Origin of the sequence: Bacillus thuringiensis (genome assembly GCF_001182785.1) — a bacterium.
Lineage (GTDB): Bacteria > Bacillota > Bacilli > Bacillales > Bacillaceae_G > Bacillus_A > Bacillus_A thuringiensis_S.
Genome location: NZ_CP012099.1, coordinates 1234462 through 1247337, shown reverse-complemented (window position 1 = coordinate 1247337; position 12876 = coordinate 1234462). Strand labels below are relative to the sequence as shown.

Here is a 12876-nt window from a genome sequence, read left to right as displayed (position 1 = left end):
TCAAGATGATTTATTTATACAATTGTATATCCATAGTCAACTACAATATTTTGCCCTCTAATGGCGTCACTCTTATAAGACATTAAAAATAAGATGACATTTGTAGAATCTGAATTTTCAACAAATTCCCTATATGGAATCTTTTTTAATAACTTATTTCCTTCAATGGACTTCAAATAGCTTTCGTTATTATCGTTTATGCTATAGGACAGTGAATTGTATACCACTGTAATGATTCATTTTTTATCTTTCAAAAATGAATCATTACCAACAAATGTTATATTTCGCATTATAAGGTTAGCATAAGATTTTAAATATTTAATATGCAATTCTGCATATTTTAATACTCTCAATTATTTACATAGTGTTTGACCATCTTTATTTAAAGCAGCCCCCACATTTACAAAATTCACTTAAAACAAGAATTTGTTTATCCATACTTTTTCTATAATTTTTCATGGAAGAACTGAAATTAATTAGTACCCCTGTTAAACACCTAAATCTGATACTTAAACTAACTAATCTTCCTCTAATAAATTGTTGTCTTATTTAACTTCACAATTAATAGTATCCAGCAGGCATAGTCACAACATCTTCGTACACCTCCTCATTAAAGCTGAAGGAACACTAATTAAAATCTGGTCCAGAAATTTTACCTTTCTACGTTACAGGATCCGCATAAGAAAACATAGAATACAGTACCTCCTCTGTTACAACTAGCTTTATGTCTTGAATTCCAAAAACACAATATCTAATTTATATAATTAATTTCGTGAGTTCAAACCTCTCCAGGTTCATAAAAAAGAGACACCATATCAACCTTCTACGTGATATGGTGTCTCTTTTTTATCTCATTCAATTACTTCCCACCAAACATCTTCTCCAAAGACTTTGCATTGGCAAACAATACTTCTTTCAAGTTATCGTCAGCAACGATTTTATAGTCGCCATCTTTGTCTTTCTTTAAGTTCAATGTAACTTCGCGAGTTGCCATTGCTGCATCTTTATCCGTTAAGTTTTTGATGATAGTTGAGGTCATTGTTTTTTCGATCGCTTTTTCAGATTGTTCTTTGTCTTCGCTAAATGCGCTAGCGAAAGCCATTGGCATAACTTCTCCCACTGCTTTTGTTACAGCAACGGATAGATCAGCAGATGTAATTTTCACTTTCACTTCTGCTTTGTCATCCTTTTTCGATACTTCTTCTATCTTTTCAAATTTAAAGTTCTTTGTAATTGCACTTAGCATTGCTTTTGCCTCAGCATCATCTGTTTTTTCATTTAGTTTATTAAATTCCTTGTCACTCTCAACAAATGTACGAGCCTTTTCTACATCACCTTTTTGTATCGCTGTTAAAAATTCTTCTGTAGTATCTTTCGGATTTGCACACCCTGCTAAAACACCTGCTGTTAATCCTACTACCATCATTAATAGCAATAATCTCTTTATCTTTTGCACGCTCATTCTCCTCTTATCTTTTCTAGTAAGTCAGCATCATACAATATTATGAAACTGACATTACAAACATTTTTTAGTATAGCATTTATATGATTCGTTTTCTATTAATTTCCAAAAGATAAAGGGCCTTGCAGCATTCCTACAAGGTCCCCCTTCTATCAATCTGTATCCGTAGCACAAATGAACCACATTTTCTGTTCCCTACTATCTAACACCATCCAAGTAACATCCCACGCAACATCGTAAAACCAATCTGTCCAAGGGCGATAGCTTTCGAACACTTTAATATCTTCGTATCGATCTTGGAACATATATTGACATACATTGACTGCTAATTGTTTTGCGATAACTGGTCGTTCCTTAAACCCTTCATATGCTCCGCCCCACAAAATTTGCGCAGCAATGCTACCATCAAGCATAACTGCCAGCTGCTCTTTAAAACGAAACTTATATTTGTCTGATGTATGTATTTTTAACTCTTCTAAGTTATTGATTATGTCTAAAGAGTTGAAGATTCTTCTAAAGAAGTGCTCATATCCATCTTTCGAATGTGGTATTTCTTTAAAAAAATTTTCGTTATGCACTTTAAAACAGCTTATTATTGCTCCACCAATTAAGTTTTGTTCCTTAAACGTGTTTATAAGTTGCTCAACAGATGAGTCATTCGTGTCTATTTTTTCAAACGTTCCCTCTTTCCATCTCATAACGCCCACTACTCTCTATTAAAAATTTGTTTCTTCATTATAAATAGCAAAATAAAAACCAGCAACTTTAAGGTTGCTGGCTTAGCTCTTATTCATATTCGAAAAAACAATAACAACTGCTCCAAACAAATAATGCCCTACTACCATCCACATACTCCAATCAAAAATCATAAGCAATAACCAAAGTGATATATTCATAGCAGCAAATAATAAATATAAAATCTCTCTTTTGTATCGCTCCTCTATTCATCAAAATGTAAACAGCACCGATAGGAGGAAAAAGACAAATATTTTTCTTAACACCCACGGATACGAAATTAATGTCTACAAAAGAATCTCCTTTTCATCATAATACTTGCTTCAACATCGGCCTCACTACCCTATATTCATCACTATAAGTTTCCTTTATGATTAAAGGCTGGTAATCACTTTTTTCTCCCTCAATCATTGTGAATACTTCTGTTTTCTCTTGTAATGTATTAGGTTCTCTATTTTTAGTAGGTTTTTTACTTGTTTTAATTTTCTTTGTTACTTCGCCAAGTTTTTGCCCAACTTCTTCTATTTTGGCAGGTTCATTTGTAACATAGTATTCTTGTTCGTCCGATACTAATATAGGTGGCACTTGTTCTCTTTTGTTACATATTATATAAGTAGTACTAGCTACAAGTAGTAGACAAGTTAATAAATAGAAGATAGTTTTTTTATTCATATACTACACTCCTTATCTATCATTTAATTTGATTATATAATATAAGTAATTTATAGTAAATGGATTTAGTGGTAATTTTTAGGTCGAACAATAAAGAAAAACCTTACCGAAGTAAGGTTCCGTTTTTACATTCTATAGTGACTGACTTATTAAAACGATCATTACAATAATCGCTATAAACATAACAACTAAACAGCCGATCATTTTATAAAATCCTCGTTTCGTTAACGTCCCGCCTTGAACGTCTTTACGAATAAATAAGAATACAGCTAAAAATAATACAAGCCCAATGCCAAAAGCATACATCATTTGCATATGTTAATCTTCCTTTCTCTCTTCCATCTTAATATCTTTTTGCCAAAACAACAAATGAGATAAAGACGGTACTCATCGTAAGTGCCATAAGTATATTCAATAATTCAGTAGCAGATAGTGTAAGTATTTTTAAGTTTAAGCCAATAGAGAAAAGAAGATAATATGCCGTTAACGCAAAAAAACTGAAGAACATTCCTTTATAACGAATGAGTTTCATTCGCTCATCTTTTTCTTTAAATTGCGGGTGTAAGTAGCTTAGACAGAAACTCATAATCATCATTCCAAGCAATGGATACGTTATAGCTGGTGGTGCAGAATGCGTCATTATACCTGTTAATATCATAAATCCACTCATAAATAGAAAAATAACACCCATAATTACAAAGTACTTTTGTGAATAATTCATCCCTATTCCCCCTCTTCTTTTCCTTCATAAATAAATACATGTTCTATCGTTGTCTGAAATGTTTTCGCTATTTCAAATGCTAGCGGAAGTGATGGATCGTATTTCCCTTTTTCAATTGAGATAATGGTTTGTCTGGAAACCCCGAGTTTCTCAGCCAGTTTTTCTTGAGATAGTCCAAATTTCTTTCGGTATTCGACCATTTTATTTTCCAAGGAAATTTCTCCCTCCTCCCATATATCGAGTATATATGTAAAGTAAACTTTACGTCAAGGTTCCTTTACATTCATCCTAATCATTTTTCACTCTATTTATATAGAAGAAACTTGTTCGATTTCAGCACGTCTATTTTGTAATAAAACATGGAACACTGTATGTAATCGTTACTATATTTCCTCCTCAACTTTTTTTAAATTTAATATCTTCATATTTGTTTTATCCTTTTAAAATATTTCATTCTCTTCTTTATTAGATGAAATGTGTTATTGGTTTTACGGTGTTTTTTGGCATATTTATAGAAACTAACGGGTTATGAACCATTTTTTATGTTTAACAACTTTTTTTGTAGAAATCCTTCATTTTCCTTTCGATAGTTAACACTATCGAAATAAAGTTTACGCTAAATTCATAATTTTTTATTTTTTATACTATATCCCGTTATATTGTTGTATAATATCTATGAAAGCGCTTATTATTTCAATATACATAATTCAAACTAATTTTTATCAAAACATTCTAACTATTGTCCCTATATTTAAATGCAACAATTATAGCTATTAGTATAGGCATACCAAATATATCCACCCCATTTTTCTGTAAAATTACTTTATAAAGTGAAAGATTAACTTGGGTGATAAGTTATTGTGAATGTTTTTTTACAAAACAGATAAGTAATAGTGTTTGGTATTATGTAAATTATTGTAATAACATAAGAGTAAAGAAAACATTTACATTGATTATTGATTCATTACTTATTGAAAAAGAGCAAAATGCACCTTTGTATGGAAAAGGATTATATGCATTGGGAGGTTTAAACAAATGACGAGGAAGAATACAACGACAAACCCTTGGGCCAAGTTCCACGGTCCGAACCTTGGTTATGTTATTGAGCAGTATGATCTTTACGTAACTGGAGCAGGTTCTGTTGATCCGGAATTACAAGAGCTTTTTGAAATTTTTGGAGCTCCTTCGTTTCAAGATGATGTCGTAACAGGGGACAACACAGCAACACATTTTTCTCCTCAAAACACAGGTAACATTGAAAAGATTCTTAAAGTCGTTCAACTTGTTGAGCAAATTCGTTCTTTCGGGCATACGTTGGCTCACATTAACCCGATGGAAGATGCTGCAAATGGACAATCACTTCTTGAGAAAGCAATGAGTGAACTGAGCGATGCTGACTTGAAAGCGATTCCAGCGAAAACAGTATGGCAAGATGCACCAGAAGGTATTCACACTGCACTTGATGTAATTCATAGATTAAAAGACGTTTATACAAAATCTTTAGCTTATGAATTTTCTCATATACAAGATAGTGAAGAACGCGCGTGGTTGCATCAAATGGTGGAATCAAATTCATTGCGTCAACCACTATCAAATAAAAAACGAACTGCTCTTTTAAAACGTTTAACAGCTGTTGAAGGTTTCGAGCAATTCTTGCATAAAACATTCGTTGGGCAAAAACGTTTCTCTATCGAGGGCGTTGATATGCTTGTACCTGTTTTAGATGAAATTGTTCTAGAAGGTGCTAAGAACGGCGTAGAGGATGTCATGATTGGTATGGCTCACCGCGGTCGTCTAAGCGTACTTGCTCACGTATTAGAAAAACCATATAGTCACATGTTTGCTGAGTTCAAACATGCAAAAATAGAAGGCGCAGTAGCCAATTCTGGCTGGACTGGCGACGTAAAATACCACTTAGGTAGAGAACAAGTCGTTAGTAACGAAGAAATTAGCACTCGCGTGACATTAGCAAATAACCCGAGTCATCTTGAGTTCGTGAATCCTGTAGTCGAAGGTTTCGCACGTGCTGCTCAAGAGAATCGTAAAAAATCTGGTCTTCCAGATCAAGACACTTCAAAATCATTCGTAATTTTAGTTCATGGTGATGCTGCATTCCCTGGTCAAGGTATTGTATCTGAAACGTTGAACTTAAGCAGATTGAACGCGTATCAAACAGGCGGAACGATTCATGTTATCGCAAACAATGCAGTTGGTTTCACGACTGATAGCTATGATTCTCGTTCTACGAAATATTCAAGTGACCTTGCAAAAGGTTTCGATATTCCGATTGTTCACGTGAACGCTGATGATCCAGAAGCTTGTCTTGCAGCTGCTAACCTTGCGATTCAATATCGCATGTTGTTCCAAAAAGACTTCTTAATCGATTTAATCGGTTACCGTCGATATGGTCATAACGAAATGGATGACCCAGCGGTTACGCAACCACAAGTGTACAAAAAAATTAAAAACCACCCTACTGTAAGAGCAATTTACGCAGATCAATTACAAGCTGCTGGTGTTCTAAATGCAGATGAGGTTGAAACAATTACACAGTTTATACAAGAGCAATTAAAATCCGATTATGCACAAGTACCACCAGCTGATACGAGCGATGCAACAATTCACGTTAAAGTGCCCGATGTTGTTGCAAAAGGTATTCAACCAATCGATACTGGTATTGAACTTGACTCACTTCGTGCAATTAACGAAGGTCTACTATCTTGGCCAGAAGGATTTAACGTATATCCAAAAGTGAAGAAAATTCTTGAGCGCCGTAAAGATGCTCTTGAAGAGAACGGTAAAATTGAATGGGCACTTGCTGAATCGTTAGCATTCGCTTCTATTTTACAAGAAGGTACGCCAATTCGTTTAACTGGTCAAGATTCACAGCGTGGTACATTCGCACACCGTCATATCGTACTGCACGATACAGAAACAAATGAGACATATTCACCATTACACCGTTTACCAAACATTAATGCTTCATTCTCTGTTCATAACAGTCCGTTATCAGAGGCTGCTGTTGTTGGTTACGAATATGGTTATAACGTATTCGCTCCAGAAACTCTTGTTATGTGGGAAGCACAATATGGTGACTTCTCAAATACTGCGCAAGCATTATTTGATCAATATGTTTCAGCCGGAAGAGCAAAATGGGGTCAAAAATCTGGTTTAGTTCTTCTATTACCACACGGTTATGAAGGTCAAGGACCAGAGCACTCTAGCGCACGTCCAGAGCGTTTCTTACAGTTAGCTGCTGAGAATAACTGGACAGTTGCAAACTTAACGAGCGCGGCACAATACTTCCATATCCTACGTCGTCAAGCATCTATCTTAGGAACAGAAGCTGTTCGACCATTAGTACTGATGACGCCGAAGAGCTTGTTACGTCACCCACTTACGCTTTCAACTGCTAGCCAGTTAAGCGAAGGACGTTTCCAACCTGCTTTAGAACAAGAAAACCTTGGTATGAAACCAAATAAAGTAAAACGTCTTGTTTTAAGTACAGGTAAAATGGCGATTGACTTAGCAGCAGAAATCGAGTCTGGTAAACACGAGTACAGCTTAGACGAAGTTCATGTCGTTCGTATTGAGCAATTGTACCCATTCCCTGCTGAGAAAGTTCAATCTATTATTAAACGCTTTAAAAACTTAGAAGAAATCATTTGGGTTCAAGAAGAACCTCGTAATATGGGCGCGTGGCATTACATGGCTCCAATTCTGTTCGAACTTGCTGGAGATAAAGTGAAAACAGGTTACATTGGACGTCCTGATCGCTCTAGTCCATCTGGCGGCGATCCATTCGCACATAAAGCTGAGCAAGAGCTAATTGTTGCACATGCTTTAGATGTGAAGTATAACTTCCGTCAAGATAAACAAGAAATTGAAGTTTACAGCAACTAAAAAGTAATAATGAAGGTTTCTAGCTTGTTCCTTGGGCAGATATTCTGCCCAAGGCCCGGCTAACAAATGGAGATTACCGAAGACAAAAGAAGAAAAAACACACCGTTAGGCAAATAAGGGGAGGACATTTAAAATGATCGAAATTAAAGTACCTGAGCTTGCAGAATCTATTACCGAAGGAACTATTTCACAATGGCTTATCAACGTAGGCGACAAAGTTGAGAAAGGTGGCAGCGTTGTTGAGCTTGAAACTGATAAAGTCAATGTAGAAATCATTGCAGAAGATTCAGGTATTGTATCGAAGTTACTAGGCGAACCTGGGGATACAGTTGAAGTTGGCGCAACTATCGCAATTTTAGATGCTAATGGAGCACCAGTTGCAGTAAGTACACCTGCTCCAGCTGCTGAGCAACCAAAACAAGAAACAGCTGAAGCACCGAAAGCTGCAGCTCCAAATGCTGAACAAACTACGGGTCTACAAGGCTTACCAAATACGAACCGTCCTATTGCATCACCAGCTGCTAGAAAAATGGCTCGTGAATTAGGAATCGACTTAAACGACGTACGTAGCACAGATCCACTTGGACGCGTGAGACCACATGATGTACAAGCTCATGCTGCAGCACCAAAAGAAGCACCAGCTGCTCCAAAGAGTCCAGCTCCTGCTCCAGTTGCAAAAACTGAATTCGAAAAACCAGTTGAGCGTGTGAAAATGTCCCGCCGCCGTCAAACAATTGCAAAACGTCTTGTAGAAGTTCAACAAACATCTGCAATGTTAACAACATTTAACGAAGTTGATATGAGTGCGATCATGGAATTACGTAAAGAACGCAAAGATGCTTTCGAGAAAAAACATGATGTACGTCTTGGCTTCATGTCATTCTTCACAAAAGCAGTTGTTGCAGCATTAAAACAATTCCCATTATTAAATGCTGAAATTCAAGGTGACGAGCTTATCATCAAAAAATTCTATGATATCGGTATTGCAGTAGCAGCTCCAGATGGATTAGTTGTTCCAGTTGTACGCGATGCTAACCAATTAAACTTCGCTGAAATCGAAAGCGAAATTCGTAATTTAGGTATGAAAGCACGCGATAACAAACTTTCATTAAAAGAACTACAAGGTGGTACATTTACAATTACAAACGGTGGTGTATTCGGTTCTCTAATGTCAACACCAATCCTAAATAGCCCTCAAGTTGGTATTTTAGGAATGCATAAAATCCAAGTACGCCCAGTTGCAATTGATGCAGAACGTATGGAAAACCGTCCGATGATGTACCTTGCACTATCTTACGATCACCGTATTGTTGATGGTAAAGAAGCAGTTAGCTTCCTTGTTGCTGTTAAAGATATGCTTGAAGATCCAAAATCATTATTATTAGAAGGTTGATAGATTTTTAACCTATTAAAGGCTGTAGAATGAATCATTCTACAGCCTTTTTTTATTGTGTTCATACGGGACAAATTTCATGACATAAAGTAATAATGTATGCCTAAACGTAAGGAGGATTAAAATGAATAACCTTCCAATTCATGCAAAACTTAAAGTAAATAAGGATACTTTCTTCCTCCCCGATTCAAACGGGGGTGTCTATTTTCGAAATAACGCCAGTTCATTTCGCATGGACGGTGCTGGAATTTATGACTGGATTGAAAAATTAATGCCCATGTTTAACGGTAATTATTCTTTAGCAGAAATAACTGATGGACTCCCTCTCCCCTATCAAAATCGTGTATTTGAAATTGGAGAGGTTTTATATGAAAATGGTTTCGTTCGCGATGCAAATCAAGATGCACCTCATGAATTAAACAGTTCATTACTCGACAGATATGCTTCACAAATTGAATTTTTAGAAGCTGATTCTCATTCAGGTGCTTTAAAATTCGAAACGTACCGCGGGGCAAATGTACTTGTACTTGGTTCTGGGGATATGCTTACTTCCTTAGTTTCTTCTTTGTTAGAATCTGGTTTACCTACATTTCATTACCTCGTTACAGATCGTGATGAAACAAACTATGACAGAATACATGAGCTAATAGAACGTGCATATGAAGTTGATAACAATGTACTTGTTCAAGAAATCGATACTACAATTGACCGTCCCTTGCATGAAGTATTCGAACCTTTTGATTGGATTTTATATGTTTCTCAAAATGGAGACATTGATGGTTTACAAACAGTTCACACTATTTGTAGAGAAACGAAAAAGAATTTCATACCAGCTATTTGTTTATCTACACTCGGTATAGCTGGGCCTGTCGTAACGGAAAATCGTGATGAATGCTGGGAATCCGCATGGCATCGACTACATGAAACGACTTTACAAAATGAAAATTCATCGGATTCCTTCTCACCAATTACATCTGCAATGTTAACAAATGTAATCGTTTTTGAATTATTTAAGCATGTCGCAGATGATTCACATCGGGAAAAAGAAGCACAATTCTTTTTATTAAACTATGAAACACTCGAAGGAACGTGGCATTCTTTTATAAAACATCCTCTTGCAACTGATGAAAGTTTTACAATTGATACGATAGAAAATCTTTCTGAAAAACTTGAGCATCGGTCGAACCAACATACTTCAACTGATGTATTCCGATTTTTTGACTCACTAACTTCTAAAGAAGCCGGTATATTCCATGTATGGGATGAACAAGATTCATATCAATTACCGTTATCACAGTGCTATATTCAAGTAGCCACTCCACTATCAGATGGCCCAGCTCCCCTTCTGCCTCTTATGACTTGCAGTGGATTGACTCATAATGAAGCACGCCGAGAAGCTGGTTTAACAGGAATTGAAACATATGTAGCAGAAATCATTCACCGCCTTATTCCTGAACATAACGATATCGGTATCGGTGCTGGAGAAACGATGACAGAAGGATTTTACCGGGCACTACAGCAACATTTAAACAATAAACTGTATGAGCGGCAGTCACATACGCTAGAAGAACTTACAACTGTTGATTTAACTGATATTCAAGATAAACATTGTAGATTTTATTACGATGCTCTCTCTACAATCCATGAAACACCTCAAATAGCAATGAGCGAAGAGATTCTTAGTTTCCCTGTCGTTTGGATCGGTATAAATGATAGATGGTACGGTGCATCTAATATAAATATGACGTTAGCGTTACGAAACGCACTACAACTATCACTCTTTCACATTCAAAATGAAGAAATTCCTTACAGAGCTAATATTTTGTATGACTCATCTATTATTTTATATGACACTGATTCTTTTAGGGTGGAGATACAAGCGGAAGAAGAAATTCCAAGTGCGCAATCTTTACAGCTTGCCTTACAGCATTTAGAAGAACATAATTTTTATCCCTTCGTGTTTGATTTAGCAATCGAACCATTTTTGAAAGAAAACTTAGACAGTGTGTATGGGGTATTAATTGCAAAGGAGGACGGTTTATGATTCAAAATATATTGCTTATAGGAGATGGCCTACTCGCAGACTATGTACATGATCAATTATGCGAACAATATTCCATCATTCGTCAACATACCCTTACAGAAGAACTCCCTGAAAATATTCATCTCGCTCTCGTATTACATGACGGATCTCCTTCTACTATTCATCATGATGCCGAACTTATTTTTCGCTCAAATCATATTCCGTGGCTTCGTGGTTTCACTTCATTTGGCGAAGGTATTATCGGTCCTTACATTCATCCTCTTACGCCCGGATGTTCCCATTGTTCTGATGGACGCCGTTTTATCGCTGGCTTTGATCAAAAAGAAATGTGGGAACTACAGCGGAAATATGCCTTTAAAGCCGAAAATGGAACGAGGCGTGATGTACGTGCCACCCAAAATGGAATGTTACAAATGTGCCATCTTATTTGTGCCGAAACAGAAAAAATATTAACTCATAACCATTCTTCTTTAGAAAATGAACTTATTTTACTAAACTTACAAACATTACAATGTACGCGGCATTCTTTTCTTCCAGATCCTCTCTGTCCTGTATGTAGTAGTTTACCTGATGATACTGCGGATGCGGCGGAAGTTTCTTTACAACCGAGTTTAAAAGTAAGCACCGAAACGTATCGCTGCCGTTCCATTCATGAATTAAACACATTTTTAACGAGAGACTATTTAGATTATCGGGTCGGTATGTTGAACGGCAAAATGCAGCATTCTTTATTACCATTCGCTGACGTCATTATAAACATGCCATTAATGTTTGGAAATGAAGGTGTTGCAGGCCGAACTCATTCATTTGCAGTCAGTGAAGCAACTGCTATTTTAGAAGGTTTAGAACGATATTGCGGTATGTCGCCTCGCGGGAAAAAGACAAATGTGCATGGTAGTTTTCATGATTTAGAGGAACATGCACTAAATCCCCTTACACTCGGTGTGCATACAAATGAACACTACAATCGTGATAATTTTCCATTTAAGCCGTTTGATCCTGATTATGAGCAAAACTGGGTATGGGGATATTCTTTATCACAAAACAGACCACTTTTAGTTCCTGAATCAATTGCTTATTATAGCCTTGGTCATCGAGATGCTTTCGTGTATGAAACATCAAATGGATGTGCAATTGGCGGTAGTTTAGAAGAAGCGATTTTTCACGGCATTTTAGAAATTGTAGAGCGTGATGCCTTCTTACTCACTTGGTATGCCGAATTACCTCTTCCCCGCCTTGATCTTAATTCAGCAAACGATACAGAATTACAATTAATGATTCAGCGGTTACGTACAATTACCGGGTATGAATTACACGCTTTTAACGCGACGATGGAACACGGCATTCCTAGCTTATGGGTAATTGCAAAAAATACGCGTGAAAATGGAATGAACGTTGTTTGTGCGGGAGGCGCTCATTTAGATCCTATTCGAGCTTTAAAAAGTGCCATTCAAGAAATAGCAGGCATGTTACTTATAACAGACGATGAGCTCGAGCACAAAAGAGAATACTATGAAAAATGCTTACAAGATCCTTATTTCGTTAATAAAATGGAAGACCATAGTATGCTGTACGGATTGAAAGAAACGGAAGAACGTCTTCACTTCCTTTTACGAGAAGATGCACCGGTGCAAACGTTCCAAGAAATGAATGTATCACAATCATTTGATATGGATTTAACATCCGATCTCCACCAACTTTTAAATCGTTTGCATCAATCTAATCTTGAAATAATCGTTGTAGATCAAACCGTTCCCCTTATAGAAAAGAACGGACTACACTGTGTAAAAGTCATTATTCCAGGCATGTTACCGATGACATTCGGCCATCACCTTACTCGTGTTACAGGATTAGATAGAGTCTATACCGTACCGATGACACTTGGATATAGCGCTGAACCGTTAACAAATGAACAATTAAATCCACATCCGCACCCGTTTCCATAG

The 12876-nt window shown here is 36.5% G+C and carries 11 protein-coding genes and 1 pseudogene; 4 read left to right on the top strand and 8 right to left on the bottom strand.

Annotated elements, in window-relative coordinates:
* Window positions 1–14: 14 nt before the first annotated feature.
* From AC241_RS32685 to AC241_RS06415, 8 genes and pseudogenes are all read right to left on the bottom strand, one after another.
* Complete coding sequence (locus AC241_RS32685) at window positions 15–227, bottom strand: SDR family oxidoreductase (RefSeq protein ID WP_224413567.1); 213 nt, start codon at window positions 225–227, stop codon at window positions 15–17.
* A gap of 632 nt (window positions 228–859) precedes the next feature.
* Window positions 860–1456 (bottom strand): DUF4878 domain-containing protein, encoded by a 597-nt coding sequence (locus tag AC241_RS06445; RefSeq protein ID WP_043936732.1) that lies wholly within the window; start codon window positions 1454–1456, stop codon window positions 860–862.
* Window positions 1457–1614: 158 nt separating this feature from the next.
* A complete protein-coding gene (locus AC241_RS06440; RefSeq protein WP_043936730.1) occupies window positions 1615–2160 on the bottom strand; it encodes a hypothetical protein in 546 nt (181 codons plus the stop codon).
* Window positions 2161–2241: 81 nt separating this feature from the next.
* Window positions 2242–2478 (bottom strand): annotated as a pseudogene (locus AC241_RS35860) (hypothetical protein).
* A 28-nt stretch (window positions 2479–2506) separates the two neighbouring features.
* Complete coding sequence (locus tag AC241_RS06430) at window positions 2507–2869, bottom strand: hypothetical protein (RefSeq protein WP_050842908.1); 363 nt, start codon at window positions 2867–2869, stop codon at window positions 2507–2509.
* Window positions 2870–3001: 132 nt separating this feature from the next.
* Window positions 3002–3184 (bottom strand): DUF3976 domain-containing protein, encoded by a 183-nt coding sequence (locus tag AC241_RS06425; protein WP_001178302.1) that lies wholly within the window; start codon window positions 3182–3184, stop codon window positions 3002–3004.
* Between the two features lie 28 nt (window positions 3185–3212).
* Window positions 3213–3590 (bottom strand): hypothetical protein, encoded by a 378-nt coding sequence (locus AC241_RS06420; protein ID WP_050842906.1) that lies wholly within the window; start codon window positions 3588–3590, stop codon window positions 3213–3215.
* Window positions 3591–3592: 2 nt separating this feature from the next.
* Entirely contained in the window at window positions 3593–3802 is a 210-nt protein-coding gene (locus AC241_RS06415; RefSeq protein WP_000428506.1) for a helix-turn-helix transcriptional regulator, read from the bottom strand.
* A gap of 823 nt (window positions 3803–4625) precedes the next feature.
* On the opposite strand from AC241_RS06415, the gene odhA reads away from it, so the two are divergent.
* The 4 genes from odhA (at window position 4626) to AC241_RS06395 (ending at window position 12876) form a co-directional block, all read left to right on the top strand.
* Window positions 4626–7493, top strand: coding sequence for a 2-oxoglutarate dehydrogenase E1 component (gene odhA, locus AC241_RS06410; protein WP_043936726.1), 2868 nt, complete (start codon window positions 4626–4628; stop codon window positions 7491–7493).
* Window positions 7494–7626: 133 nt separating this feature from the next.
* Window positions 7627–8886, top strand: coding sequence for a 2-oxoglutarate dehydrogenase complex dihydrolipoyllysine-residue succinyltransferase (gene odhB, locus AC241_RS06405; protein ID WP_000569892.1), 1260 nt, complete (start codon window positions 7627–7629; stop codon window positions 8884–8886).
* 124 nt (window positions 8887–9010) lie between these two features.
* A complete protein-coding gene (locus tag AC241_RS06400) occupies window positions 9011–10930 on the top strand; it encodes a putative thiazole-containing bacteriocin maturation protein (RefSeq protein WP_050842904.1) in 1920 nt (639 codons plus the stop codon).
* Window positions 10927–12876: a TOMM precursor leader peptide-binding protein gene (locus AC241_RS06395; RefSeq protein ID WP_048564890.1), complete on the top strand. Its 1950-nt coding sequence runs from the start codon at window positions 10927–10929 to the stop codon at window positions 12874–12876. Before AC241_RS06400 ends, AC241_RS06395 begins: the two co-directional genes overlap by 4 nt.

Coding starts and splice junctions, on each gene's coding strand:
- AC241_RS06440 (WP_043936730.1), bottom strand. CDS start 2,160: ATGAGATGGAAAGAGGGAACGTTTGAAAAAATAGACACGAATGACTCA.
- AC241_RS06430 (WP_050842908.1), bottom strand. CDS start 2,869: ATGAATAAAAAAACTATCTTCTATTTATTAACTTGTCTACTACTTGTA.
- AC241_RS06425 (WP_001178302.1), bottom strand. CDS start 3,184: ATGCAAATGATGTATGCTTTTGGCATTGGGCTTGTATTATTTTTAGCT.
- AC241_RS06420 (WP_050842906.1), bottom strand. CDS start 3,590: ATGAATTATTCACAAAAGTACTTTGTAATTATGGGTGTTATTTTTCTA.
- odhA (WP_043936726.1), top strand. CDS start 4,626: ATGACGAGGAAGAATACAACGACAAACCCTTGGGCCAAGTTCCACGGT.
- odhB (WP_000569892.1), top strand. CDS start 7,627: ATGATCGAAATTAAAGTACCTGAGCTTGCAGAATCTATTACCGAAGGA.
- AC241_RS06400 (WP_050842904.1), top strand. CDS start 9,011: ATGAATAACCTTCCAATTCATGCAAAACTTAAAGTAAATAAGGATACT.
- AC241_RS06395 (WP_048564890.1), top strand. CDS start 10,927: ATGATTCAAAATATATTGCTTATAGGAGATGGCCTACTCGCAGACTAT.